Below are 25,704 nucleotides of genomic sequence, written 5' to 3' on the forward strand. Positions count from 1 at the left end.
GGGCTCGAACCTAGCGTCGTACTAAAATTTCCGGCTTGTTACGGGCTGGAGCCGGACAACCCCAGGCAGACCTGCGGGCCCGCCAGCGCCCCGGAGGCTTCCGGGATCGAGACGCGAGGACCGGATGGCAGCCATACACGAGAGCAGTGCTCTCGGCCTGCTCGAAGAAGAGATCCGCGAGAAGTTCGGCGACACGGCACGTTTCTCCGGGGGCCCGGCGGCCTCCGCGCGCACCCTCGTAGACGTCTTCGAGGCGTCCGTACGGTCGTACCCGGACGAGCCGGCCCTGGACGACGGCACGACGTGCCTCACCTACCGCGCGCTGGCCGTCGAGGTGGACCGGCTGCGGCGCGGGCTCGCGGCCGCCGGGGTCGGGCTCGGCGATCGGGTCGGGGTTCGTGTCCCGTCCGGTACCAATGACCTCTACGTCGCGATCCTCGCCGTGCTCGCGGCCGGTGCCGCCTATGTCCCGGTCGATGCCGAGGACCCGGACGAGCGGGCCGAGTTGGTGTTCGAGGAGGCGGACGTGCGGGCCGTCGTGGGGGCGGGGCACGAGATCGTCGTCCATGGCGTCTCCGAGGTCCCCGCCGCCCGGCCCGGCGTCGAGCACGACGCGTGGATCATCTTCACCTCCGGCTCCACCGGCAAGCCGAAGGGCGTCGCCGTCTCCCACCGCAGTGCCGCCGCGTTCGTGGACGCCGAAGCCGCGCTGTTCCTGACCGAGGAGCCGATCGGGCCCGGGGATCGGGTGATGGCGGGGCTGTCGGTCGCGTTCGACGCGTCCTGCGAGGAGATGTGGCTGGCCTGGCGGTACGGTGCCTGTCTGGTGCCGGTGCCGCGGTCGCAGGTCAGGAGTGGTGCCGATCTCGGGCCGTGGCTGGTCGAGCAGGAGATCACCGTCGTGTCGACGGTGCCGACGCTGGCCGCGCTGTGGGAGCCCGAGACCCTCAACGACGTACGTCTGCTGATCTTCGGTGGTGAGGCCTGTCCGCCCGAGCTGGCGCAGCGGCTGGTCACCGAGGGGCGCGAGGTGTGGAACACCTACGGGCCGACCGAGGCGACCGTCGTGGCCTGTGCCTCGCTGATGAGCGGGGAGGAGCCGATCCGGATCGGGTTGCCGCTGGACGGCTGGGAGCTGGCCGTCGTCGACGAGGCCGGGGAGCCCGTGCCGATGGGCGGCAGCGGGCAGCTGGTGATCGGCGGGGTCGGGCTGGCCCGGTATCTCGACGCCGAGAAGGACGCGGAGAAGTACGCGCCGCTGGAGTCCCTGGGCTGGGAGCGGGCGTACCGCAGTGGCGACCTCGTCAAGGCGGAGCCCGAGGGGCTGGTCTTCCTCGGGCGGGCCGACGAGCAGATCAAGCTGGGCGGGCGGCGGATCGAGCTCGGTGAGGTCGATGCCGCGCTCCAGGCGTTGCCCGGGGTGGCCGGCGCGGCCGCCGCCGTGCGGACCGCTCGTAGCGGGAATCAGCTGCTCGTCGGGTACGTCGTCACCCAGGACGGCTGGGATCACGCGGCCGCGGTGGAGAAGCTGCGGGCCGAGCTGCCCGCCGCGCTCGTGCCGTTGCTCGCGCCGGTCGAGGAGCTGCCGACCCGCACTTCGGGCAAGGTGGACCGCAACGCGCTGCCCTGGCCGCTGGAGGGGCTCGAAACCGGTGGTCCGGCGGAGCAGCTCTACGGCACCGAGGCCTGGCTCGCCGAGCAGTGGGCCGAGGTGCTCGGCATCCCCGTCTCCGGCGCCTGCGACGACTTCTTCGCGATCGGCGGCAGCAGTCTGGCCGCCGCGCAGCTGACGACACGGCTGCGTACGCGCTATCCGAGCGCGGCCGTCCTGGACATCTACCAGCAGCCGGTGCTGCGGAAGTTGGCCCGGCACCTGGAGCAGTCCGCGCAGGACGACGGGGCGGAGCGGATCGTCGCGCCGGTGCCCCGGCGCGCGCAGGTGGTCCAACTCCTGCTGCTCGTTCCGCTGTTCACCCTGCTCGGCCTGCGCTGGACGGTCGCGCTGGCCGCGCTCGGCACGCTGCTGCCCGCCTACGCGTGGCTGCCGACGGCGCCCTGGTGGCTCCTCGCGCTCGGGGCCGTCGTCCTGTTCAGTCCGCCGGGGCGGCTCGCGCTGGCCGCCGGGGGTGCGCGGCTGCTGCTCCGGGGCGTGAAGCCGGGGCGGTACGCGCGCGGTGGCAGTGTGCATCTGCGGCTGTGGGCCGCCGAGCGGCTGGCCGAGTTCAGCGGGGCGACCTCGCTGACCGGGGCGTGGCTGGAGCGGTACGCGCGGGCGCTGGGCGCCAAGGTCGGGCCCGATGTCGACCTGCACTCGCTGCCGCCGGTCACCGGGCTGCTCAAGCTGGGGCGGGGCGCGGCCGTCGAGTCCGAGGTGGATCTGTCCGGATGGTGGCTGGACGGGGACCGGCTGGAGATCGGCGCGGTGAAGGTGGGCGCGCATGCCGTCGTCGGCACGCGCAGCATCCTCTTCCCGGGTGCCCGGGTGGGCAAGCGGGCGGAGGTGGCGCCCGGTTCGGCGGTCACCGGGCAGATTCCCACCGGCCAGCGGTGGGCGGGCGCGCCGGCGGTCAAGCTGGGCAAGGCCAAGCGCAACTGGCCCAAGGATCGGCCGCGGCGCGGGACGTACTGGCGTGTGATGTACGGCCTCACCGGCTTCGCGCTCACCGCGCTCCCGGTGCTGGCGGGCGGGGCCGCGTTCCTCGTGGCCCGGGTGCTCTTCACGCCGGACGCGCCGCTGACGGGCGCCGCGCTGGCCCTGGTACCGGCGACGCTCGCCTTCGGGCTGGCGTACGCCGTGCTGCTGCTGATCGCCGTACGGCTGCTGAGCCTCGGCCTGCGCGAGGGCACGCACCCGACGCACAGCCGGATCGGGTGGCAGGCCTGGACGGTCACGCAGCTGATGGACCGCTCACGGGAGACGCTGTTCCCGCTGTACGCCGGGCTGGTCACGCCGGTGTGGCTGCGGTTGCTCGGGATGCGGATCGGGCGGGGCGCCGAGGTGTCGACCGTGCTGGCGCTGCCGAGCCTGACGACGGTCGGTGAGGGCGCGTTCCTGGCCGACGACACGCTGACCGCGCCGTACGAGCTCGGTGGCGGCTGGATGCGGATCGGGCGGGCGGAGATCGGACGGCGGGCCTTCCTCGGGAACTCGGGGATGACGGCGCCCGGGCGGACCGTGCCGGACGGCGGGCTGGTCGGCGTGCTGTCGGCGACGCCGAAGAAGGCCAAGAAGGGCACGTCGTATCTGGGGCTGCCGCCGGTGAAGCTGCCGCGTGCCGCCGCCGGTGGCGACCAGAGCCGGACGTACGATCCGCCGGCCCGGCTGCTGTGGGCGCGCGGCCTGGTGGAGCTGTGCCGGATCGTGCCGGTGTTCTGCTCGGCGTGGCTGGCGGTGCTGACGGTGGCGGCGCTGTGTGCGCTGGGGGTGTGGGCGCCGCTGCTGGCGGGGTTGGTGCTGCTCGGGGCGGGGGTCGTGGCGGGGCTCGTGTCCATCGTCGCGAAGTGGCTGCTCGTGGGGCGGCACCGCAGCGGGGAGCATCCGCTGTGGAGCGGCTTCGTGTGGCGCAACGAGCTCGCCGACACCTTCGTCGAGGTGCTCGCCGTGCCGTGGCTGGCGGGTTCGGTGCCGGGTACGCCGGTGATGACGGCGTGGCTGCGCGGGCTCGGCGCGCGGATCGGCAAGGGCGTCTGGGTGGAGAGCTACTGGCTGCCGGAGACCGATCTGGTGACGCTGGAGGACGCGGCCACCGTGAACCGGGGTTGTGTGCTGCAGACGCACCTCTTCCACGACCGGATCTTGCGGACGGATACTGTGGTCCTCCGAGAGGGCGCGACGCTGGGTCCTGGCGGGATCGTTCTGCCCGGCAGCGCGATCGGGGCCCGTACGACACTGGGTCCCGCGTCGCTCGTCATGGCCGGGGAGTCCGTCCCCGACGACACCCGTTGGCTCGGCAATCCGATCGAGGCATGGCGTCCCTGATGCCGGCTCACTCGGAGCCGGAGATCGGTGGGCCGGCACGGAGTGGCAGCGGTACGGCGCAGGGAGCACAGACAGCAGTGGCAGTTCAGCAGACGGCGGGCGTGGACCCGTACTTCCCGGAGCACGGCGACCCCCGCTACCGGGTGCACCGGTACGAGCTGGCGCTGGACTACCGCCCGGGCCCCAACCGCTTGTCGGGGACGGCCCGGATCAACGCCATAGCGGGACGGGCGCCGCTCACCGAGTTCGTGCTGAACCTGGCCGACTTCAGGATCGGCCGGGTCCGGGTCGACGGACGGCAGCCGCACTACACGCACCGCGGCGGACGGCTGCGCGTGCGCCCCGCCAAGCCGGTCCGCGCCGGGGCGGCCTTCACGGTCGAGGTGCACTGGTCGGGCAACCCCAAGCCGGTGAACAGCCCGTGGGGCGGGCTCGGTTGGGAGGAGCTGGAGGACGGGGCTCTGGTGGCCAGCCAGCCGATCGGGGCGCCGTCGTGGTACCCGTGCAACGACCGGCCCGCCGACAAGGCGTCGTACCAGATCTCGATCACCACGCCGTCGGCGTACGCGGTGGTGGCGGGCGGGCGCCTGCTGACCCGTACGACGAAGGCGTCCACGACCACCTGGGTGTACGAGCAGTCGGCGCCGACGTCCAGCTATCTGGTCGGCCTGTCGATCGGCAAGTACCAGACGGTGCTGCTGGGCGACCCGGGTCTGGGCGGGGTACCGCAGCACGGGCACATCCCGGCGCAACTGCTGCCGGAGTTCTCCCGGGACTTCGCGCGCCAGCCGCAGATGATGGAGCTGTTCCAGGAGCTGTTCGGGCCGTACCCCTTCGACGAGTACGCGGTCGTCGTGACGGAGGAGGAGCTCGATGTCCCGGTCGAGGCACAGGGGTTGTCGCTGTTCGGCGCCAACCACGTGGACGGGGCTCGGGGTTCGGAGCGGCTCGTCGCGCACGAGCTGGCGCATCAGTGGTTCGGCAACAGTGTGTCCATCGCGGACTGGCGGCACATCTGGCTGAACGAAGGCTTCGCGAAGTACGCCGAGTGGCTGTGGTCGGAGCGGTCGGGTGGGCGTACGGCGCAGCAACTCGCCGCCGCCGCATACCGGTTGCTGGCGTCGATGCCGCAGGATCTGCGGCTGGCGGATCCGGGTCGTAAGTCGATGTTCGACGACCGGTTGTACGAGCGCGGAGGCCTCGTCCTGCACGCGGTGCGCTGCGCGCTGGGCGACATCGCCTTCTTCCGCATGCTGCGCGCCTGGGGACAGCTGCACCGGGGCGGAACGGTGACGACGGCCGCCTTCGCCTCGCACGTGGCCCGCTTCGCGACCGAGCCGGTGGAGGAGCTGTTCGAGGCGTGGGTGTACGGGGCGGCGCTGCCGCCGTTGCCCGGGGCCGAGTCGCGGGCGGCGGGCTAGCACAATGGCGGCCATGACGACGCGTTCCTGCCCGTGCGGGCAGCCCAAGGCGTACGACGACTGCTGCGGCCGGTATCACTCCGGTGCCGCTGCCGCGCCGGCCGCCGAGGCGCTCATGCGGTCGCGGTACTGCGCGTTCGTCAAGGGCGATGTGGCGTACCTGCTGCGGACCTGGCATCCGCGGACGCGGCCGGCGCGGCTGGACCTCGACCCCGCGATGCGGTGGACGGGGCTGGAGATCCTGGAGACGACGGAGGGTTCGGCGTTCCACTCCACGGGGACGGTGACCTTCCGCGCCTCGTTCCGGGGTGGGTCGCTGCATGAGCGGAGCCGGTTCGAGCGGGTCGACGGGGCGTGGGTGTATGTGGACGGGGAGTTCCTGAGCTAGCGCTTCTACGGCGCCAGGATGTCGAGCTCCTGGAGGGCGCCGACCGTGATCTCGCGGGTGAGGTGTTCCGCCCTGGCCGCGTCGCCCGCGCGGACCGCCTCCGCGACCTGGACGTGCAGGGTGACCGCCGCCGGGTCGGGGTCCTCGAACATGACCTCGTGGTGGGTGCGGCCCGCGAGGACCTCGGCGACGACGTCCCCGAGGCGGGCGAACATCTCGTTGCCGGAGGCGTTGAGGATGACGCGGTGGAAGGCGACGTCGTGGATGAGGTAGCCCTCCAGCTGGTGGCCCCGGGAGTGGGCGACCATGCCGAGGGCGCACTCGGTGAGTTCGGCGCACTGGTCGGCGGTGGCGTACTTGGCCGCCAGGCCCGCCGCGACCGGTTCGATCGCCGAGCGCAGGACGGTGAGTGAGCGCAGCTGCTGGGGGCGGTCGGCGCCGGCCAGGCGCCAGCGGATGACCTGCGGGTCGTAGACGTTCCACTCGGCCTTGGGACGGACCGTGACGCCGACGCGGCGGCGGGACTCCACCAGGTGCATGGACTCCAGGACGCGGACCGCCTCCCGCATCACCGAGCGCGACACGTCGAAGCGCTGGGCCAGCTCGTCCGTGCGCAGGACACTGCCCGGCGGGTACTCGCCCGCGGCGATCGCGGGGCCGAGGGTTTCCAGTACATGGCCGTGCAGCCCCCGGCCCGGTGTGCTCATGCACTCAGCGTACGGGGCAGATCACGGCCTCAAAAAGTCAGACTTATTTGTCCCAGAGTCTTGAATTCGTCGTACCTAATGGGTTTCAGTGTGGCCGACATCGGATGTCGATGTCGGATGTCGAGGAAGACAGCGAGGCAGTGATGCGTACCCCCCACGTCGTCGTGGTGATGGGCGTCGCCGGCACGGGCAAGACCACGATCGGTCCTCTGCTCGCCGCCCGGCTCGGCGTCCCGTATGCCGAGGGCGACGACTTCCACCCGCAGGCCAACATCGCCAAGATGTCGGCCGGTACCCCGCTCGACGACGCGGACAGGTGGCCGTGGCTGGACGCCATCGGCGCCTGGGCGCACGGGCGGGCCGGGCTCGGCGGGGTGGTCAGCTGCTCGGCGCTGAAGCGGTCGTACCGTGACCGGCTCAGGGCCGCCGCACCCGGGGTGGTGTTCGTGCACCTCACGGGCGACCGGGAGGTCATCGAGGACCGGATGGCGCATCGGCAGGGGCACTTCATGCCGACCGCGCTGCTCGACTCCCAGTTCGCCACGCTCCAGCCGCTCCAGGCCGACGAGGCCGGAGTCGCCGTGGACGTCGCCGGGAGCCCGGAGGAGATCGCCGAGCGTGCCTCGAACGCGCTGAGCGAACTTCCCGACTGACACCGGCGAACACCGGTAGCACCCACCGGTGAACGCCGTAGCACCACCGGCAAGCGCCGGTAGCACCCCCCACGCGTCCCCCATCCCCGTACCTGCAAGGGAACCCCCGTGACCAGACTCAGCGTCGAGATGCTGGCAGCGGACACCGTCGAGCCCATCACCTCGGCCGGCCACGCTCAGCTGGGCATCGCCGTCCTGGCGGGCATCGCCGTCATCGTCCTGCTCATCACCAAGTTCAAGCTCCACGCGTTCCTGTCACTGACCCTCGGAACGCTCGTGCTCGGCGCGATCGCCGGGGCACCTCTCGACAAGGCCATCGCCAGCTTCACCACCGGCCTCGGCACCACGGTGGCCGGCGTGGGCGTGCTGATCGCGCTCGGCGCGATCCTCGGCAAGATGCTCGCCGACTCCGGCGGCGCCGACCAGATCGTCGACACGATCCTCACCAGGGCGGGCGGCCGTTCGATGCCGTGGGCCATGGTGCTGATCGCCTCCGTGATCGGTCTGCCGCTGTTCTTCGAGGTCGGCGTCGTGCTGCTGATCCCGGTCGTGCTGATGGTCGCCAAGCGCGGCAACTACTCGCTGATGCGCATCGGCATCCCCGCCCTGGCCGGTCTGTCCGTGATGCACGGCCTGGTCCCGCCGCACCCCGGCCCGCTGGTCGCGATCGACGCGGTCGGCGCCGACCTGGGTGTCACGCTGGCGCTCGGCGTCCTCGTCGCCATACCGACCGTGATCATCGCCGGTCCGCTGTTCTCGCGGTACGCGGCCCGCTGGGTGGATGTCCCGGCCCCGGACCGGATGCTCCCGCAGCGTGTCTCCGAGGAATCCGGTGAATCCGGGGAAGTGGGCAAGCGCAAGCTCCCCGGCTTCGGGCCCACGCTGGTCACGATCCTCCTCCCGGTCGTCCTGATGCTCTCCAAGGCACTGGTGGACATCGTGATCGACGACCCGGCCAACACCGTCCAGCGTGTCTTCGACGTCATCGGCTCCCCGATGATCGCGCTGCTCGCCGCCGTACTCCTGGGCATCTTCACGCTGCTCGCGCCCGCCGGGTTCGGCAAGGAGCGCCTCTCGCCGCTGGTCGAGAAGGGCCTCGCACCCATCGCGGGCATCCTGCTCATCGTCGGCGCGGGCGGCGGCTTCAAGCAGACGCTGATCGACACCGGTGTGGGCCAGATGGTCCTGGACATCTCCGAGGACTGGTCGATCCCGGCGCTGCTGCTGGCCTGGCTGATCGCGGTGGCCATCCGTCTCGCGACGGGTTCGGCGACGGTGGCGACGGTCTCGGCGGCCGGGCTTGTCGCCCCGCTGGCCGCCGACATGTCGACCACGCACGCGGCCCTGCTGGTCCTGGCCATCGGTGCCGGCTCGCTCTTCTTCAGCCATGTGAACGACGCCGGATTCTGGCTGGTGAAGGAGTACTTCGGCCTGAACGTCGGGCAGACCATCAAGACCTGGTCCGTCATGGAGACGATCATCTCGGTGGTCGCCGGTGGTGTGGTCCTGCTGCTCTCGCTGATCATTTAGGGGTACGACGATGACGGCTCACCCCCTCTTCGACATCGGCGGCCGCACGGCCCTGGTCACCGGCTCCAGCCGGGGCATCGGCCTCGCGCTCGCCCGCGGCCTGGCGGAGGCCGGCTGCACGGTGGTCCTCAACGGGCGGGACGGCGAACGCCTCGCCAAGGCCGCCGGGGAACTGCCCGGCGACGTCCACACGGCCGTGTTCGACGTGACCGACGGTCCGTCGGTGGCCGCCGGGATCGCGGATGTCGAGGAGCGGGTGGCCCCGCTCGACATCCTGGTCAACAACGCGGGCATGCAACTGCGCGCGCCCTTGCTGGAGTTCACGGACTCCGACTGGCACCGGATCCTGAACACCAACCTCACCAGCGCGTTCCTGGTCGGGCGGGAGGCCGCCCGGCGGATGACGGAGCGCGGCCACGGAAAGATCATCAACATCTGCTCGCTGCAGAGCGAGGTCGTCCGTCCCGGCATCGCCCCCTACGCCGCCACCAAGGGCGCGCTGAAGATGCTCACCAAGGGCATGTGCGCGGACTGGGGCCCGCACGGCGTCCAGGTCAACGGCCTCGGTCCCGGCTACATCGAGACCGAGCTCACCCAGCCCCTCGTCGAGGACGAGGAGTTCAGCGCGTGGGTGCGGCGACGCACCCCGGCCGGGCGCTGGGGGCGTACGGAGGACCTGGTGGGCGGGGTGCTGTTCCTCGCCTCTGCTGCGGCGGACTTCGTCAGCGGGCAGGTGCTGTATGTCGACGGCGGCATGACGAGCGTGCTGTGAAGGAGGCTGCGGGGATGCTCGGTTGTGTGATCCATGGTGAGGGTGACCTGCGGGTCGAGGAGCTGCCGGTGCCGGTCCCCGGGCCCGGACAGGCGCTGGTGGCCGTGCGGTACGGCGGGGTCTGTGGTTCCGACCTGCACTACTGGCGGCACGGCGGGGTCGGCGACTTCCGGCTCAAGGAGCCGATGGTGCTCGGGCACGAGGTGGTCGGGACGGTCGTGTCGTACGGCGACGGGGCATCAGGTCCGCTCGCCGGTACGGCCGTCGCGGTCCACCCGGCCACTCCCTGCGCGGCCTGCCCCGAGTGCGCGGACGGGCGGCGCAACGTCTGCCGGGACACCCGCTACCTCGGCAGCGCGGCCCGCTTTCCGCATGTGCAGGGCGGATTCGCCGCCCAAGTGGTCGTCCCCGCACATCAGTTGAGGCCGCTCCCGGCCGGGCTCGACCTGCGGCGGGCGGCGCTCGCCGAGCCGCTGTCGGTCGCACTGCACGCGGTGCGGCGGGCCGGAGAGGTGGCCGGGAGGCATGTCCTCGTCACCGGTGCCGGGCCCATCGGCTGTCTGGTGGTCGCGGCGGCCAAGGCGGCCGGGGCGGCGCACGTGACGGTGACGGACCTGCTGCCGACGGCTTTGGAGTACGCGCGGGTCGCCGGCGCCGACAGCCTCGTACGGGCCGATGATCCGGACGATGCAGGGTGGCCTTCCGAGGTGGACGTGGCGATCGAGGCGTCGGGGGTCGCCGCGGGGCTGGACACGTGTCTGCGGCTGGTGCGGCGCGGGGGTGCCGTGGTGCAGCTCGGGATGCTGCCGCCGGGGCTGAGTCGGTTCGCGGGGAACCTCGTCGTGAGCCGGGAGATCGAGCTGCGGGGGGCGTTCCGCTTCGACGGGGAGTTCGACGAGGCGCTGGAACTGCTCGCCGCGGAGGCCTCGTTCGACGGGCTGGTCAGCTCGGTGGTGCCGGTGCGGGAGGCCGAGTCGGCGTTCGCGCTCGCGGCGGACCGGAGTCGGTCGTGCAAGGTGCTGCTGGACTTCGGGGAATGAACTTCCGCGCGGCTCTGTACCTGAACTCACGCCGACGATCACATGAAGCGGCTTCCGCAGGGGCACTTTCGGCCCGATGATGAGGTGACCCCTGGTGGCTGCCACAGCGTTCGGGGGCGGGAACTTCGGGGGGCGTCATGGCGGTTTCCCTCGGGATGCGTATCTCGGGGCTGCTCGTCGTAGGAGCGGTGGCGGTTGCCGCCGCGGCCTTCACGAGTGAGGGGGGTTTCACTGCGGACGGCAGGGGCGGTGGGGGCACGATCGTCACCGCGGGGCCCTCCGACGGCACGCGGAAGCTGCCGACCGGTCCGCCGAGCAGCTCCCCTCCTCCGGCACGGCAGTCGCCGGACGGCCACTTCGGCGTACCCGCGGTCACGAGCACGCCCGGCGCGTCCCGGGGCGGAACGGTGAGCGAGCGTCCGAGCCCCTCCTCCCCCAGCCCCTCCATGAGCAAAAAGCTCCTCGAAGTCCCCGCCTGGCTCCCGCCCGGCCCCGACTCACCGGACGTCGACGGCACGCCGGACCCGGCGAGCGTGTACGACCTGCTGCGCTCCCCCGCCGAGTGCCGGGCCGCGCTGCAGGTGATTCCCCGGACGCGGACCGAGGTGGAGTGGACGCTGCTGCGCGGCCTGGCCACCGCCTGTCTGGCCGTGCAGGGCCAGGGCGGCGACTGGGAGCAGGCGGCCCGGGACCATGCCGCCCTGGCGGACCAGGCCGACACCTGCAAGGGCCGTGCCGCGTACACCGTTCTGGGCTCTCTGCTCGACTTCCACCGTCGGCATCCCGGCGCCGTCGTGCGGTTGCAGCCGTCGGCGAGCGGTACACCCGCAGCCTGCGGTTATCGGATCGCCGGGGTGGACACGGGAGGTGACGGCGAGGCGCGGCCCGGCGAGGCGATCGGGATCGAGCTGGCGGACACGTACGTGGACCATGCCGAACTACTGCCGAACGTGGGCGTGAGCGTCGCAGGGCAGCAGGTGCCCGGGGTTCCCGTGCTGAGGTCCGAGTCGGGCGATCGGCTGGTGCTGTCCGTCGTCGTACCTGTGCTGGAGCCGGGCTCCGTCGAGGTGACGGTCCGGTATGCCGGAACCGAGGTGCGCCGGCCAGCGGCCTTCAGGGTGGCCGCTGCCGAGGTGGTCACGGAGCCGGACATGGGGCCCGAGGCACCCGGCGGTCCGGTGTCGCCGCTCGGTGCGGGGGTGCTGTCCACCGGCGATCCGGCGGAGTTCCTGACCGGATCGCCCCCAGCCCTCACCGCCTCAAGGCCGCCACAGGGAATGCTCCCGCTCGGCCCACTCCCGGCCCACCCTGCCGGTCCGCATGCCCCGGCGGGCCTCCGGATCCCCTAGCGCCATGCCGATGTGCCCGGCGAGGACGATGCCGATGGTCAGGGCCAGCCAGTCGTGGACGAACGTCGCGCTGGTGCGCCATACCAGGGGGGTGAGGTGGGTGAACCACATCAACAGCCCCGTGCCGAGCATCACCAGCGTCGCGCCGGCGATCCAGGCCGCGTAGATCTTCTGCCCGGCGTTGAACTTGCCCGCAGGGCGGGACGCCGCCCGCTTGTCACGGCGGAACGCGGCGCGCAGCCACACGCGGTCGTGCGAGCCGAAGCGGTTGAGGAGACCCAGGTCGGTGCGGAAGGCGCGGGAGGCGAGGCCGGCCAGGACCGGCACGGGCAGGGCGAGGCCGGCCCACTCGTGGATGCGGACCACCAGCTCGCGGCGCCCGACCAGTTCGGCGAGCTGCGGGACGTACAGGCAGGCCGCCGTCACCACGCACACGCCCATCAGCGCGGCCGTCGTTCGGTGCACCCAGCGTTCGGCCCGGCTGAAGCGCCGGACATCGGTGGTCCGGCGGGGCGCGTCAAGTCGTAGGCTCATCGTCGCGTCCGTTCGAGCGGCCGACCCAGGCGTCTACGTCGTAGCCCCGTTCCTCCCAGTAGCCGGGCCGCACGTCCTTGGTGACGGTGATGCCGGAGAGCCACTTGGCGGACTTGTAGAAGTACATGGGGGCCACATAGAGGCGGACCGGGCCGCCGTGGCTGTGGCCCAGGTCCTTGTCCTGCATGCGCAGGGCGACCAGGACGTCCGCGCGGCGGGCCTGGTCGAGGGTGAGGCTCTCGGTGTAGGTGCCGTCGAAGCAGGTGAAGCGCACCGCCCCAGCCCCCTCGCGCACTCCCGCGGCGTCGAGCAGCCGGGACAGGCGCACGCCTTCGAACGGTGTCTCGGGTACCCGCCAGCCGGTGACGCACTGGACGTCGCGCACCATCCGGGTCTGCGGCAGGGCGCGCAGGTCGGCGAGTGTGTAGGTCCGGGGGTGGTCGACCAGGCCGTCGACCGTGAGGCGGTAGGTCGTGGCGTTCTTGCGGGGTACGGAGGAGGCGACCGAGTAGTAGCGGAAGCCGCCGCCGTTGGGGAGCAGGTCGGTCAGGCCGGTGGGGTCCTTGTCGGAGGCGCCCGCCAGGAATGACTCCAGGCCGCGTTGCAGGGTCGGCGCGGTGACCACGCCGAGGGCGCCCAGGCCCAGGGTGCCGAGGAGGACGCGGCGGCCGATGGGTTTGCCCCGCTGCTCTTCGGGTTGTTCGGAGTTCACGTACTCATCGAACACCCGCGTTCCCCGCTGGACCAGGGATCGCGGGTACCCGTCAGATTTCCGTAACCACCTCTCACCCGACTCTCATCAGTCGCCGCGGGCGGCCTTCTCCAGCTGGAACGCCTCGTTGCCGAGCCCGATGCGGGCGTGCTGTTCGGGGGCGCGGGAGCGCAGGAGCAGGCCCTGTGCCAGGCCGAGGGCCAGGGCGAGGGCGATGACGGCGGGAAGGGCCCAGCTCAGGGACGAACCCGGGCCGGCCCCGATCAGGACGTCGAAGTCCTTGACGGTCCAGACGACGATGAAGAGCAGTGCGAGAACCGCCAGCCCGGATGCGGCCAGCCGCCAGAACTGGGCGGCGCCGGCGCCCCGTCGCAGGAAGAAGACGATCACCGAGGCCGAGGCGGCGGCCATCAGCGCGGCGACGCCCAGCGCGCCGAGGCTGCCCATCCAGGTGAACAGGTGCAGGACCGGCGCGGTCGGGTCGCCGACCGGCTTGTCGTCGGTGAACGCGAACACGGCGACGACCACCAGCGAGATCACGGTCTGCAGCAGCGAACCCGTGCCGGGGGCGCCGCTCGCGCCGCTGGTGCGGCCGAAGACCGCGGGCAGCAGGCCCTCACGCCCCATGGCGAAGGCGTAGCGCGCGACGACGTTGTGGAAGCTGAGCATCGCCGCGAACATGCCGGTCACGAACAGCACGTGCAGGACGTCGGTGAAGGCGGGCCCGAGCAGGTCCTCGGTGAGGAAGAACAGCAGGCCGGCGCTCTGTTCCTGCGCAGTGCCGACGATCGCCGAGGGACCGGCGGCGACGGTGTACGCCCAGCAGCTGATCGTGTAGAAGACGGCGATGCCGCCGATGGCCAGGAACATCACGCGGGGCACGAGGACGTGCGGGCGCCTGGTCTCCTCGGCGTAGACGGGCGCCTGCTCGAAGCCGAGGAAGGCGGCGACGCAGAAGCACAGGGCGGTGCCGATGCCGGCGCCGGTGAGCGTGTCCGGGTCGAAGGCGTGCAGCGACAGCCCCTCCTTGCCGGGGTCGGCGAGCGCGGCGACGTCGAAGATGACGACCAGGGCGACCTCGATGACCAGCAGTACGCCGAGCACGCGCGCGTTGAGGTCGATCTTCAGCCAGCCGAGCGCGCCGACGAGGAGTACGGCCAGGAGCGCCGGTATCCACCAGGCGACCTCGGTGTCGAGGTAGGTGGCGAACAGCCCGGAGACCTCGAAGCCGAAGATGCCGTAGATGCCGACCTGGAGGGCGTTGTAGGAGACGAGCGCGACCATCGCGGCGCCGGCGCCGGCCGTGCCGCCGAGACCTCGGGAGATGTACGCGTAGAAGGCGCCGGCATTGTGCACGTGCCGGCTCATCTCGGCGTACCCGACGCTGAAGAGGGCGAGGACGAGGCCGAGGATCACGAAGAGCAGGGGCTGGCCGAGCACGCCCATCACTCCGAAGGTCGTGGGCATGACACCTGCGACCACCATGAGGGGTGCCGTTGCGGCGAGCACGGACAGCAGCAGCCCCGTCGTGCCCAGCCGGTCGGCGCGCAGGGCGCGGTCCTGCCCCTTGAACGTACTGATGCCGCCGCCGTCCGCGGTGGCGCTGCTCGTGCTGGAAGTGCCCGTCGTCATGGAGAGACCGTCCTTCGTCGGGTCGGGTCGGGTGGGGGGGGAATTGGGGGTGCGGGTGCGGGTGCGGGTTGGGGGTGCGGGTCGGTGCTGTTGCGTTGCGACGGTGCGGTCGCGTCGGGTCGGTACCGTCACGTCGAGTCGGTACCGTCGCGTCGAGTCGATACCGTCACGTCGCTCCTGTCACGTTGATTCGATGCCGTCGCGTCCGGGCGATGCCGTCACGTCAGATCCTCCCGTCACGTCGGATCGGTGCCGTTACGTCATACCGAGCGCGGTGGCCCGTGCGGCACGGAAGGTGGGATACGGATCGCGGTCCGGGTACGACCAGGGCGACGGCGTGACGTGCTCACCAATGCGGTGGAACAGGGCGGCCGCCTCGGCGCTGCGGCCCTCGCAGACCTTGGCGTGGGCGAGGAAGTTCAGGTCGATGAGGCGACGCGGGTGGCCTTCCTGCTCCCACTCCAGCCACCAGTCGAAGGCGGCCCGCATCACCTGCCGGGCCCGACGGCCGGTCCAGTGCCCGGAGGCGGCCGTGTCACGGGGCTCGTGCCCCGCCGCGGCGATGACGCGGTAGCGCTCGGTGTGAGCGATGACCGGGAGGATGGCGAGCGGGGAGTCGGCGGGGGCCTGCTCGGCGGCGGCGTTGGCGAAGTCGTAGACCTCGTGGAGCGGGTCGGGGCCGACACCGGGGCGGCGCTCGGCGAGACGGGCGACCATCAGGTGGTGGGCGTGGTGGTGGTCGGCGTACCGGGCGCGGACCTCGGCGAAGTGGTGGCGCACCTCCTCCTCGGCGCCGAGGGCGCACTCCAGCATGAGCAACCCCAGCCAGGGAGTGGGGTCGGCGGGTGCGAGCGCGGCGGCGGCGTGGCAGGACTCGCGGGCGCGGACCGGTTTCTCCTTGCCGCGCAGGGCGCGCTGCACCTGGGCGAGGGCGAGCAGGACGGCGGCGTCGGCGGAGTCGGGTTCGGCGAGGAGCCAGTCGCGGGTCCAGGGGGCACAGTACGGCTCCTGAGCGAGGACGGTGACGCGGTGGCCTCTGTGATCCCAGTCGTCGCCGGTCCGGGCGAGCAGCGAGCGGGCCGTCTGCCACCTGCCCTGGGCCAGTGCGGTGCGGGCCGCGGCGAGCTCGGCGTCGTCGAGGGCCGCGTCGAAGGCGTGGGCTGCGCGCTTTCGACCGCGGCCGAGGGGTGGCGGGGGTGGGGGCACCGTTTTGAGTTCTGTTGGGGGGAGAGTGTGGACAGTCATCAACCGATCACACACAGCAAATCCGCACCCAACGCTTCGCGTCAAGGGCCGCTGCCGCGTTACACGCGTCAACTCCCGTGACCGATGAGGCAGTTGTGACTCGAACGCCATCCCTAATGACCGATTTGTTCGGACTGTGTGGCGTACGTCATGGCGTGGCTGCCCATCGGCATCGGAGGATTGCGGGACGCGCATGCCGGGCTCTGGGCCGCGACAGTCGGCCCTTACGCGCCCCGTCCGCCCGGCAGGATTCGAGGTACGCAGCGTGTCGCTTCAGATTCTGATCCTCGCCGTGAGCGCTGCGTGCTGCCTGGGCTTCGGCTTTGTACTGCAGCAGAACGCGGCACAGAAGGCGCCACTGAGCGACTTCCTCTCCCCCCGGATCCTGCTCGACCTGATGAAGGTGCCGCGCTGGCTCGGCGGCATCGGGCTCATGGTGGTCGGCATGGCGCTGGGCGCGATGGCGCTGGGCCAGGGCGAGATCTCCCTGGTGGAGCCCCTGCTGGCGACGAACCTGCTGTTCGCGCTCATGCTCTCGCGCCGCCAGACCAAGCAGCCACTGGGCCGCCAGGGCTGGGCGGGCCTCGCCCTGCTCGCGGGCGGAGTGACGGCGTTCATCGTCGCCGGACAGCCACACGGCGGAACGGCGACCAGCGACCCGCTCCGGCACTGGCTGATCATCGGCGTCATGATCGGAGTCGCCCTGCTGCTCACGGCCTACGCCAAGCGCTCGCGGCTCAGCTCGGGTCCGGCACTGCTGGCGACCGCCGCCGGTCTGCTGTACGGCGTCCAGGACGCCCTGACCCGCGTGACCGGCCAGCGTTTCGCCGAGGGCGGCATGGCGGAGGTCCTGACCGGCTGGCAGCCGTACGCCGTGGTGGCGCTCGGCCTCACCGGGCTGATCCTGGTCCAGAGCGCGTTCGAGACGGCGTCCCTGCGCATGTCCCTGCCCGCCCTGACCGCGGCCCAGCCCCTGGCCGGCATCGCCTGCGGCGTCGGCTTCCTCGGTGACCGGCTCCGCACCGACGCCGGGGCGCTGGCGTGGGAGGCGGCCGGGCTCGCCGGGATCGTGGTCGGCATCATCCTGCTGGGAACGCACTCGGCGATGCCGTGCGGGGTGAAGCACCCGGAGCGGGCGGCGGTCCTGCAGACGGCGAGCTGACGGGGCGCCGCGGCGACGCAGCTGTGGGTCGGTGCCGGCGGGCCGACTGCAGTTGCCCCCTGCTTGGACTCGTGGCCCCTGCTTGGATGGGCCCATGAGTGCTGCTGACGAGATTCTCGACATCGTCGACGAACACGACCAGGTCATCGGCCAGTCCCCACGCGGCGAGGCCTACGCCAAGGGGCTGCGCCATCGCGCCGTCTTCATCGAGGCCCGGGACGCGCAGGGCCGCCTCTTCGTGCACCGCCGTACACCCACCAAGCTGGTCTTCCCCTCGCGGTACGACATGTTCGTCGGCGGAGTCGTCGGCGCGGGTGAGTCCTACGACGAAGCCGCCCTGCGCGAGGCCGAGGAGGAGCTCGGCGTCAGCGGCCTGGCCCGACCGGCGTTCCTGTTCAAGTTCCTGTACGACGACGGCGCCGGACAGACCTGGTGGTCGGCGGTGTACGAGGTGCGCTGCGAGCTGCCCGTGAGCCCGCAGGTGGAGGAGGTCGCCTGGCACGACTTCCTGCCCGAGGCCGAGGTGGAGCGGCGACTGACGGAGTGGGCGTGGGTGCCGGACGGGCTGGCCGCCTACGAGCGGCTCAGGACCTACCGGGCGAACGGCAAAGCGGTCGGCTGACCGGTGGCCGCGGCGACCGGCTGATCGACAACGCCCCTTGGCGGCTGCCCGGATAGGGTCGTGCATGTGATCGAGTTCGTACGAAACGTCCGGCTGTGGTTCGCGCCGCAGCAGATCCGGCAGGAGGGCGGCACCCCCGACTACCGGTTCTCGCTGGCGAACGAGCGCACCTTCCTGGCCTGGTTGCGTACCGCGCTCGCGCTCATCGGCGGCGGCTTCGCCGTGGACCAGTTCCTGCCGGACCTGCGCTGGGGCTGGCGCGTCGGGCTGGCGCTGGCGCTGCTCGCGGCGGGCGTGCTGTGTTCGTTGCGCGCGGTCAATCACTGGGTGCGCTGCGAGCGGGCGATGCGCCGGGGCGAGGACCTGCCGGTGTCCCGGTTCCCGGCGGTGCTGAGCATCGTCGTCGCGGTCGTGGCCGTCGCGATGGTCGTCGTGGTGCTCGTGGGGTGGGAAGGGTGAGCACCGTGGCGGAAGCGGAGCCGGTGCGCGATCCCGGGCTGCAGCCCGAGCGGACGCGCCTGGCGTGGCGCCGTACGACGCTGTCCGGCACCGTGGCGGCCGTACTCGCCGCGAAGACCGCGCTGCACGGTCGGCTCTCGGTGGTCGGCGTAGTCGTCTGCGCCCTGTGTTTCGGGCTGTGGCTGGGCTTCCTGGCTCTCGCCCACCGCCGCATCCGCGTCCTGGCCTCGTCGGCCGAACCGGCGGCACTCGCCCCCCGGCATGCCGCGGCCACGGTCCTGTTCACCGTGGCCCTGGCCGTGTGCGGCGCCGCCCTCGTCCTCTGAGCCGGCTCCCTCCGGACGCCCCGGACGGCACACCTAGTCCGCCGCCTGCCACAGCCCCTCCGGCGCCACCGCCTCCTCCGTCTCCCAGTTCACCGTCACCACGATCTTGCCGCGCGTACGGCCCTCCTGGCTGAGCCGGTGTGCGTCCGCCGCCTGCTCCAGCGGGAACGTCTGCGAGACATGCACGGACACCACCCCCTCCTCCGCCAGCTCGGACAGCCGCAGCAGGTCCTCCGCGTCGGGGCGGACGAAGTAGTAGCGGCCGCCGTAGTCGAAGACGTCCGGGTCGGCGATCGACACCAGGCGGCCTTCCGGGGCCAGGAGGTTGGCCGAGGCCTTCAGTGCCTCGCCGCCGACCGTGTCGAAGGCCGCGTCCACGCCTTCGGGCGCGAGCCCTCGCACTCGTTCGGTGAGGCCGTCGCCGTACTCGACCGGCTCGCCGCCGAGGCCGCGTACGAAATCGTGGTTGTGCCCGCTCGCCGTGCCGATGACCCGGGCGCCCAGGCGGCGGGCGAGCTGGACGGCGATGGAGCCCACCCCGCCGGCCGCGGCATGCACGAGGACGGTCTCGCCGCGCCTGACCCGGAGCACCTTGCTCAGCACCTGATACGCCGTCAGCCCCACCAGGGGCAGACCGGCGGCCTCCTCCCAGGTGAGGTTGCGGGGCTTGCGCGCGAGGGTGCGGAGCGGGGCCGCGACGTACTCGGCGAAGGTGCCGCGGGAGAGCAGGTCCTCACGTACGTAGCCGATGACCTCGTCGCCGACGCCGAACTCCGCGACGGACACGCCCGGTTGGACCACGACACCCGACACGTCCCACCCCGGGACCACCGGGAAGGCCGGCTCGAGCATCCGGTCCATATGGCCCTCGCGGCACTTCCAGTCGACCGGATTGACCGCCGCCGCCCGCACCTTGACCAGCACCGAGTCGGGGCCGACCTTCGGGTCGCGCACCTCTCCGTATGCGAGCACCTCGGGGCCGCCGTAGCGTGTGTAGCTGATGCCCTTCATGGGTTCGACCCTCTGTGGTCACAGGACGCCACGCAAGCCCGAATGACCTGATATGCGCCGTTCGCGTGGCAGCCTGTCCGTCGTCACAACCCGCACCTCCGAAGGCGAGCACCATGACCACCCTTCATGTGGAACACCCCGCCCACACGCACGCCCACGGCCCCGACTGCGGACACACCGCGGTGCCGCACGGCGACCACACCGACTACGCGCACGACGGCCACCTCCATCGCGAGCACGGCGGCCACTGGGACGAGTGCGAGAAGGACGGGCACGTCGCACACGAGGGCCACACCCACCAGCACGGCGCCGACTGCGGACACGACAGCATCCTGCACGGTGACCACGTCGACTATCTCCACGACGGCCACCGGCACGCCGCCCACGAGGGCCACTGGGACGACCACTGAGCCCACCCGAAGGCCCACGAAAGCCGTACTGGCCGAGAAAACACCACCGACAGCTCCCCGGCGCACCGCGCGGGGAGCTGTCGGCCTATCGTGGCCCCGATCACGTTCGGCTTCCGTACTGGACTACATACCGACTGGTCGGCATCATGAGTCCAGTCCCGTTCACCTGCCTTCAGGAGCGATGTATGAGCCCCGACCATCCGCCCGGTCTCGATCTCGACCGGCTGCGCGGCCTGCTCGAGCGCGAGCGGCCCGGCCTGGCGCAGGGCCCGCTGACCGGCCGGCTGATCGAAGGCGGACGGTCGAACCTCACCTACGCGGTCACCGATGGCACCTCGAAGTGGGTCGTACGACGCCCCCCGCTCGGCCATGTCCTCGCCACCGCGCACGACATGAAGCGCGAGCACCGGGTCATCAGCGGGCTGTACCCGACGAACGTGCCGGTGCCGCGGCCGGTGCTGCTGTGCGAGGACGAGGAGGTGGTCGGGGCGCCGTTCTACGTCATGGAGTTCGTCGAGGGCACCCCGTACCGCACCGCCGACCAGCTGGCCCCGCTCGGCCCTGAGCGCACCCGGGGCGCGGTGCTGTCCCTGGTGGACACGCTCGTCGAGCTGCACGCGGTGGATCCGGCGGAGGCCGGGCTCGCGGACTTCGGCCGCCCCGAGGGTTTCCTGGACCGGCAACTGCGCCGCTGGGGCAAGCAGTTGGACGCCTCCCGCAACCGCGACCTGGCCGGCATCGACGAGCTGCACGCGACCCTCGGCCGGCGGCTGCCCGTCTCCCCCGCCCCGGCCGTCGTGCACGGCGACTACCGGCTCGACAACGTGCTCATCGGTGACGACGACCGGATCAAGGCGATCCTGGACTGGGAGATGTCCACGCTCGGCGATCCGCTGACCGACCTGGGCCTGCTGGTGATGTACAGCATGCCGCTGGGCATGGCGGACTCCCCGGTCTCCACGACCGCCGAGGCACCCGGACATCCCACGCCCGGTGAGCTGATCGAGCGGTACGCCGCGCGCTCGGGGCGCGATGTCTCCGCGGTCTCCTGGTACACGGCGTTCGCCTGGTTCAAGCTCGCCGTGATCCTTGAGGGCATCCACTACCGCTACACGCTGGGCCAGACGGTCGGCCGCGGCTTCGACCGCATCGGCGACCTAGTTCCCGTCTTCATCGAGCACGGTCTGACCACTCTTCAGGAAGGCTGACGCGCATGGAATTCGCGTTCGACGCACGCACCGAGGAACTGCGCGGCAAGCTGCTGGCCTTCATGGACGAGCACGTCTATCCGGCCGAGGCCGTGGCGGAGGAGCAGCGGGCCGCGCTGGCCTCCCCCTGGGACACCCCTGCCGTGGTCGAGGAGCTGAAGGCCGAGGCACGCCGCCAGGGCCTGTGGAACCTCTTCCTCCCCGACGCCGAGTACGGTGCCGGGCTGACCAACCTCCAGTACGCCCCGCTCGCCGAGATCACCGGCCGCTCCCCGCAGCTCGCGCCCACCGCGCTGAACTGCGCGGCGCCGGACACCGGGAACATGGAGGTGCTGTCGCAGTTCGGCGACGAGCAGCAGAAGAAGCAGTGGCTGGAGCCGCTGCTGGCCGGTGAGATCCGCTCGGCGTTCGCGATGACCGAGCCGGAGGTGGCCTCGTCCGACGCCACCAACATCACCACGTACATCGAGCGGGACGGCGACGAGTACGTCATCACCGGCCGCAAGTGGTACATCTCCGGGGCGATGAACCCGGACTGCAAGATCTTCATCGTGATGGGCAAGACGGATCCGGACGGCGAGGACATCCGCCGTCAGCAGTCCATGGTCCTGGTCCCGCGCGACACCCCTGGTGTCACCGTCAAGCGCGCGATGCAGGTCTTCGGCTACGAGGACCACTACCACGGCGGCCACGCCGAGGTGATCTTCGACCACGCGCGCGTGCCGGTGTCCAACCTGATCGGCGAGGAGGGCGGCGGCTTCGCCATCGCCCAGGCGCGGCTCGGGCCGGGCCGTATCCACCACTGCATGCGGCTGATCGGCATGGCGGAGCGGGCGATCGAGCTGATGTGCCGCCGGGCCGTGTCCCGTACGGCGTTCGGCAAGGCGCTGGCCCAGCAGGGCGTGGTGCACAACTGGATCGCCGACGCGCGTGTGACGGTCGAGCAGTTGCGGCTGCTGGTGCTGAAGACGGCCTGGCTGATGGACACCGTCGGCAACCGAGGTGCCCACACGGAGATCCAGGCCATCAAGATCGCCACGCCGCGGGCGGTCGTCGACATCATCGACCGGGCGATCCAGTTGCACGGCGCGGGTGGTGTCAGCCAGGACTTCCCGTTGGCCGAGCTGTACGCCGGGGCGCGGACGCTGATGATCGCGGACGGGCCGGACGAGGTGCACCAGCGGTCGCTGGCGCGGCGGGAGTTGAAGAAGTACCTGTGACGCGGCGCGGTGGCGGGAGGTTTTCGCCCCCGCCGCCCCTACCCGTCGAGGCCCGTTCAGGGCCGAAAGCTGGGGTCTGGGGGCGGCGGGGGCGGAAGAAGCTCTGCGTCGTCTACGGTCGCAGCGCCCGCAGCAGCAGGTCCGCCAAGTGGTCGGCGACCTCCTGGGGGCTCATCGGGCCGTCGGGTCGGTACCAGGTCGACAGATGGTGGACGGACCCGAAGTGGTAGTCCACGACCAGGTCGGCGGGGGTCGCCTTCGAGAAGACGCCCGCCTCCTGGCCCTCCTCGACGAGCGCGCGGAAGCGTTCGTGGTAGCGCCGGCGCTCGGCGCGCACCTGCTTGTTCTTCTCCGGGCTCAGGTGGTGCATGGAGCGCCAGAAGATCATGGCGTCGTCGAGGTGCTCGATCGTCGTGACGACGACGTCGGCGGCCGCCCCTCTGAGCCGCTTCTCGATGGGCTCATCGGCGCCCGCGAACGCGTCCAGCCGCTCCTGCTGAACGCGCAGCACGCGCGCGTACACCTCGTGCAGGAGGTCGTCCTTGGAGCCGAAGTAGTGGTACAGCGCCCCCTTGGTGACGCCGGCCGCCTCGACGATCTCCTGCACCGAGGTGCGGTCGTAACCCTGCTCGGCGAAGAGCCGGGTGGCGGCGGCGAGCAGCCGCTGCGGGACGGGCGTACCGTCACCGTCCGTCGTCCTGGCCACTGTGCCGCCACCTGCCTTTCCGAGATGTCTGCCTGCTCTACAGCAGTCTTGCCGTCTAGCCGTCGTTCGCGCGGGAACGGAGTTCCCGACGGAGGATCTTCCCACTTGCCGTCTTGGGCAAGTCGGGCAGGATCTCCACCTGCCGCGGATATTTGTAGGCGGCCAGTCTCTCCCTGCAGTACGCCGCGAGTGCGTCGGGGTCCGTTTCCGCACCCGGACGGAGGCTGATGTAGGCCTTGACGGTCTCCCCGCGGTATCCGTCGGGCACCCCGACGACGGCCGCCTCGCGCACCGCCGGGTGGGTGTAGAGCACGTCCTCGACCTCGCGCGGCCACACCTTGAAGCCGGACGCGTTGATCATGTCCTTCTTGCGGTCGACGACGTACAGCCAGCCGTCGGCGTCCATGAAGCCGATGTCGCCGGTGCGCAGCTCGCCGTCCGGGAAGGTCTCGGCGGTGGCGTCGGGGCGCCGCCAGTAGCCGGGCACGACCTGCGGGCCGCGTACGAGGATCTCGCCCTGTTCGCCGAAGGGAACCTCCTGGCTGGCGTCGTCGACGATCCGTACGACCGTCTCGGGCCCCGGCAGGCCCACGGCGAGCGTGCCGGAGACCGGGTCCACGGGGGCCTCCCGGCCGGGCGGGACGGAGGCGCAGGGGGCGGTGCACTCGGTGAGGCCGTAGCCGTTGCGGATGTACGGCCCGAGGCCCGCCCGGAACTTCTCCACCAGCGCGGGCGGCAGCGGGGCGCCGCCGGAGGAGATCATCCGGAAGGAGGCGAAGTGGTCCCGGGTGACCGCCGGGTGGGCGGCCAGCGCCATGAACGCGGTCGACGGACCGACGGTGTAGTGCGGCCCGTGCTCGGCGAACGCGTCGAGCACGACCCCGGCCTCGAAGCGGTACGCCAGCACGAGCGTCCCCGCGCTGTCGAGACAGGCGCCGAGCTGGCAGACCATCCCGGTGATGTGGAAGAGGGGCGCCAGCGCGAAGTAGACGGGCGCCTCGGGCAGTTCCAGTCCGGTCCGCTGCCGCTCGGCGTTGTACATGATGTTGCCGTGCGTGTTGGTGGCGCCCTTGGGGGTGCCGCTGGTGCCCGAGGTGTAGCTGATCAGCGCGATGTCGGACGGCCCGAGGTCACGGCCCTCCGGCGCCTTGTGCCCGGCGCGTGCGACGGTCGCGAGGTCCTCGGCGTCGTCGGCCTGCGGCAGCCGTTCGAAGGACAGCACGCGCGCGTCGTCGCGGGTTTGGAAATCCAACTCGCAGCCGGTGAGTGCGATCCGTACCGGCGACCCGGCGGCCGTCTCGCGCAGATACGACTCCCAGGCCCGGTCGGAACAGATCAGCGCGGCCACGTCGCCGTCCCGCAGGACGTGGCCGACCTCGCCCGACTTGTACATCGGGTTGACGGGCACCACGACCGCCCCCGCCTTCCAGGCGCCGAGCAGCGCGAGCACGAAGTGCGGGGAGTTCTGCAGCAGGATCGCCACCCGGTCGCCGCGCTCCAGGCCGCGGGCGGCGAGATACCCGGCGACGGAGTCGCTGAGCTCGTCGACCTCGCGGTAGGTCAGCCGGCCGTCGAAGTAGGCGAGGAAGGTGCGCTCCGGGGTCTCGGCGACCACCCGGCGCAGGGCGTGCACGAGGGTGTCGGCCGGGTCGATCGGGGCGCGCTGGGCGTCGCTGAGCAGGGCCAGCCAGGGCTTGGCGGCGTAACGGGACTCGGTCACCTGGCCTCCTCCCACTTCTGCTGGATGTGGTTCATGTTCGCCAGCCAGCGGTCGGGCGCGGCGGCCCGCGCCTCGTAGTACCCGGCGACCTCGGGGTGCGGCAGGATCAGGAACCGGTCCTCCGCCATGCCCTTGAACAGGGCGTCCGCCACATCCTCCGGCGCGATGGCGGTGGGCTTGAGCACCAGGTCCCCCGCACTGCCGGTGGCGTCCAGCATGTCGGTACGCACACCCTGCGGACAGATGGCGTGGACCTTGACCCCACGGTGCCGGTACGTCAGCGACAGGTACTCGGCGAAGGCGTACGCCCCGTGCTTGGTGACGGCGTAGGGCGCGGCGCCGATCATGGTGAGCAGCCCGGCGGCGGAGACGGTGGAGACGAAGCGGCCGCTGCCCCGCTCCAGCCAGTCCGGGAGGAGTTCGTCGGCGGCGCGGACGTGGGCCATGACGTTGACGTCCCAGGACAGCGACCAGGCCTTCTCGTCGAGCGATCCGGCCTTCCCGCCCTCGAAGGCGACGCCGGCGTTGGCGCAGTAGACGTCGACCGTGCCGCCGAGTGCGTCCCGTGCGTCGGTGACGATGGCGGAGGCGTCACCGGGGACTGCGATGCCCCCGATCTCGTCGGCGACCGCTTCCGCCTTCCCGGCATCCAGGTCATTGACCACGACCCGGGCCCCTTCGGCGGCGAAGCGCCGGGCCAGCGCGGCCCCGATGCCACCCCCAGCCCCGGTAACGACGACTCCGGCACCCTGAACGGCTTCCACCATCGGTCTCCTTCGACTGCGGCTCTCAAGCATGGCCAGACTAACCGGTCGGTATGTTTCAAGGAAGGGGGTCGTCACGCCCTCAGGGGCGCGGGGCTGTATCGATATGCGGCTCCACCGCGTGGGCGCGACAA

24 protein-coding genes are annotated in these 25,704 nt (G+C 71.6%); 15 read left to right on the forward strand and 9 right to left on the reverse strand.

Translation table 11 applies throughout. From position 1 onward, the window contains the following. The first annotated feature begins 124 nt into the window (after positions 1-124). The 3 genes from ACTMVF_RS09155 to ACTMVF_RS09165 all read left to right on the forward strand — a co-directional run bounded on the left by ACTMVF_RS09155 (position 125) and on the right by ACTMVF_RS09165 (position 5,788). The gene (locus tag ACTMVF_RS09155; protein WP_441270430.1) at positions 125-3,979 is read left to right on the forward strand and encodes a Pls/PosA family non-ribosomal peptide synthetase; all 3,855 of its coding nucleotides are present in this window, start codon (positions 125-127) and stop codon (positions 3,977-3,979) included. A gap of 77 nt (positions 3,980-4,056) precedes the next feature. Further along, positions 4,057-5,400 (forward strand): M1 family metallopeptidase, encoded by a 1,344-nt coding sequence (locus ACTMVF_RS09160; RefSeq protein WP_441270431.1) that lies wholly within the window; start codon positions 4,057-4,059, stop codon positions 5,398-5,400. Positions 5,401-5,413: 13 nt separating this feature from the next. After that, positions 5,414-5,788, forward strand: a complete 375-nt coding sequence (locus ACTMVF_RS09165) for a YchJ family protein (protein WP_441270432.1) — start codon at positions 5,414-5,416, stop codon at positions 5,786-5,788. 5 nt (positions 5,789-5,793) lie between these two features. Here ACTMVF_RS09165 and ACTMVF_RS09170 read toward each other — a convergent pair whose 3' ends face one another. Next, on the reverse strand, positions 5,794-6,495 hold the full coding sequence (locus tag ACTMVF_RS09170; RefSeq protein ID WP_302001887.1) for a FadR/GntR family transcriptional regulator: 702 nt from the start codon (positions 6,493-6,495) through the stop codon (positions 5,794-5,796). Between the two features lie 143 nt (positions 6,496-6,638). On the opposite strand from ACTMVF_RS09170, the gene ACTMVF_RS09175 reads away from it, so the two are divergent. The 5 genes from ACTMVF_RS09175 (at position 6,639) to ACTMVF_RS09195 (ending at position 11,839) form a co-directional block, all read left to right on the forward strand. Beyond that, positions 6,639-7,148 carry a gluconokinase gene (locus ACTMVF_RS09175; RefSeq protein WP_441270433.1) on the forward strand — a complete coding sequence of 170 codons (510 nt, stop codon included), beginning with the start codon at positions 6,639-6,641 and terminating at the stop codon, positions 7,146-7,148. 108 nt (positions 7,149-7,256) lie between these two features. Beyond that, the gene (locus ACTMVF_RS09180) at positions 7,257-8,678 is read left to right on the forward strand and encodes a GntP family permease (RefSeq protein WP_441270434.1); all 1,422 of its coding nucleotides are present in this window, start codon (positions 7,257-7,259) and stop codon (positions 8,676-8,678) included. A gap of 10 nt (positions 8,679-8,688) precedes the next feature. Beyond that, positions 8,689-9,450 carry an SDR family oxidoreductase gene (locus ACTMVF_RS09185; protein WP_441270435.1) on the forward strand — a complete coding sequence of 254 codons (762 nt, stop codon included), beginning with the start codon at positions 8,689-8,691 and terminating at the stop codon, positions 9,448-9,450. A 14-nt stretch (positions 9,451-9,464) separates the two neighbouring features. Beyond that, entirely contained in the window at positions 9,465-10,490 is a 1,026-nt protein-coding gene (locus tag ACTMVF_RS09190; RefSeq protein ID WP_441270436.1) for an L-idonate 5-dehydrogenase, read from the forward strand. A 137-nt stretch (positions 10,491-10,627) separates the two neighbouring features. Beyond that, complete coding sequence (locus ACTMVF_RS09195; RefSeq protein WP_441270437.1) at positions 10,628-11,839, forward strand: hypothetical protein; 1,212 nt, start codon at positions 10,628-10,630, stop codon at positions 11,837-11,839. Here ACTMVF_RS09195 and ACTMVF_RS09200 read toward each other — a convergent pair. From ACTMVF_RS09200 to ACTMVF_RS09215, 4 genes are all read right to left on the reverse strand, one after another. After that, a complete protein-coding gene (locus ACTMVF_RS09200) occupies positions 11,750-12,373 on the reverse strand; it encodes a cytochrome b/b6 domain-containing protein (protein ID WP_441270438.1) in 624 nt (207 codons plus the stop codon). The genes ACTMVF_RS09195 and ACTMVF_RS09200 overlap by 90 nt on opposite strands. Then, entirely contained in the window at positions 12,357-13,085 is a 729-nt protein-coding gene (locus tag ACTMVF_RS09205; RefSeq protein WP_441270439.1) for a molybdopterin-dependent oxidoreductase, read from the reverse strand. The genes ACTMVF_RS09200 and ACTMVF_RS09205 overlap by 17 nt, the downstream gene beginning before the upstream one ends. 87 nt (positions 13,086-13,172) lie before the next feature. Next, on the reverse strand, positions 13,173-14,717 hold the full coding sequence (locus ACTMVF_RS09210; RefSeq protein ID WP_441270440.1) for an APC family permease: 1,545 nt from the start codon (positions 14,715-14,717) through the stop codon (positions 13,173-13,175). A gap of 255 nt (positions 14,718-14,972) precedes the next feature. Then, positions 14,973-15,923: a hypothetical protein gene (locus tag ACTMVF_RS09215; protein ID WP_441270566.1), complete on the reverse strand. Its 951-nt coding sequence runs from the start codon at positions 15,921-15,923 to the stop codon at positions 14,973-14,975. Between the two features lie 304 nt (positions 15,924-16,227). Here ACTMVF_RS09215 and ACTMVF_RS09220 point away from each other — a divergent pair, with 304 nt between their 5' ends. The 4 genes from ACTMVF_RS09220 (at position 16,228) to ACTMVF_RS09235 (ending at position 18,531) form a co-directional block, all read left to right on the forward strand. Further along, positions 16,228-17,124 (forward strand): DMT family transporter, encoded by an 897-nt coding sequence (locus ACTMVF_RS09220; RefSeq protein ID WP_441270441.1) that lies wholly within the window; start codon positions 16,228-16,230, stop codon positions 17,122-17,124. 94 nt (positions 17,125-17,218) lie between these two features. Beyond that, the gene (locus ACTMVF_RS09225; RefSeq protein ID WP_441270442.1) at positions 17,219-17,746 is read left to right on the forward strand and encodes an NUDIX domain-containing protein; all 528 of its coding nucleotides are present in this window, start codon (positions 17,219-17,221) and stop codon (positions 17,744-17,746) included. Between the two features lie 66 nt (positions 17,747-17,812). Beyond that, complete coding sequence (locus tag ACTMVF_RS09230) at positions 17,813-18,205, forward strand: YidH family protein (protein WP_403333449.1); 393 nt, start codon at positions 17,813-17,815, stop codon at positions 18,203-18,205. Beyond that, complete coding sequence (locus tag ACTMVF_RS09235) at positions 18,202-18,531, forward strand: DUF202 domain-containing protein (RefSeq protein ID WP_441270443.1); 330 nt, start codon at positions 18,202-18,204, stop codon at positions 18,529-18,531. The genes ACTMVF_RS09230 and ACTMVF_RS09235 overlap by 4 nt, the downstream gene beginning before the upstream one ends. A 33-nt stretch (positions 18,532-18,564) precedes the next feature. On the opposite strand, the gene ACTMVF_RS09240 is transcribed toward ACTMVF_RS09235, so the two are convergent. Continuing rightward, on the reverse strand, positions 18,565-19,542 hold the full coding sequence (locus ACTMVF_RS09240) for an NADP-dependent oxidoreductase (RefSeq protein ID WP_441270444.1): 978 nt from the start codon (positions 19,540-19,542) through the stop codon (positions 18,565-18,567). A 113-nt stretch (positions 19,543-19,655) separates the two neighbouring features. On the opposite strand from ACTMVF_RS09240, the gene ACTMVF_RS09245 reads away from it, so the two are divergent. The 3 genes from ACTMVF_RS09245 to ACTMVF_RS09255 all read left to right on the forward strand — a co-directional run bounded on the left by ACTMVF_RS09245 (position 19,656) and on the right by ACTMVF_RS09255 (position 22,380). Further along, positions 19,656-19,952 (forward strand): hypothetical protein, encoded by a 297-nt coding sequence (locus ACTMVF_RS09245; RefSeq protein WP_441270445.1) that lies wholly within the window; start codon positions 19,656-19,658, stop codon positions 19,950-19,952. 185 nt (positions 19,953-20,137) lie between these two features. Continuing rightward, positions 20,138-21,160 carry a phosphotransferase family protein gene (locus tag ACTMVF_RS09250; RefSeq protein ID WP_441270446.1) on the forward strand — a complete coding sequence of 341 codons (1,023 nt, stop codon included), beginning with the start codon at positions 20,138-20,140 and terminating at the stop codon, positions 21,158-21,160. 5 nt (positions 21,161-21,165) lie between these two features. Further along, positions 21,166-22,380 (forward strand): acyl-CoA dehydrogenase, encoded by a 1,215-nt coding sequence (locus ACTMVF_RS09255; protein WP_441270447.1) that lies wholly within the window; start codon positions 21,166-21,168, stop codon positions 22,378-22,380. A 112-nt stretch (positions 22,381-22,492) separates the two neighbouring features. On the opposite strand, the gene ACTMVF_RS09260 is transcribed toward ACTMVF_RS09255, so the two are convergent. Genes ACTMVF_RS09260 through ACTMVF_RS09270 form a run of 3 tightly spaced genes read right to left on the reverse strand, consistent with a single transcriptional unit; the run spans position 22,493 to position 25,573 of the window. Beyond that, entirely contained in the window at positions 22,493-23,086 is a 594-nt protein-coding gene (locus tag ACTMVF_RS09260) for a TetR/AcrR family transcriptional regulator (protein ID WP_441270448.1), read from the reverse strand. A gap of 55 nt (positions 23,087-23,141) precedes the next feature. Next, a complete protein-coding gene (locus ACTMVF_RS09265) occupies positions 23,142-24,806 on the reverse strand; it encodes a class I adenylate-forming enzyme family protein (protein WP_441270449.1) in 1,665 nt (554 codons plus the stop codon). Further along, positions 24,803-25,573, reverse strand: a complete 771-nt coding sequence (locus ACTMVF_RS09270) for an SDR family oxidoreductase (protein ID WP_441270450.1) — start codon at positions 25,571-25,573, stop codon at positions 24,803-24,805. Before ACTMVF_RS09270 ends, ACTMVF_RS09265 begins: the two co-directional genes overlap by 4 nt. Positions 25,574-25,704 lie beyond the last annotated feature (131 nt).

Source organism: Streptomyces sp. SD31 (assembly GCF_052068475.1).
GTDB lineage: Bacteria > Actinomycetota > Actinomycetes > Streptomycetales > Streptomycetaceae > Streptomyces.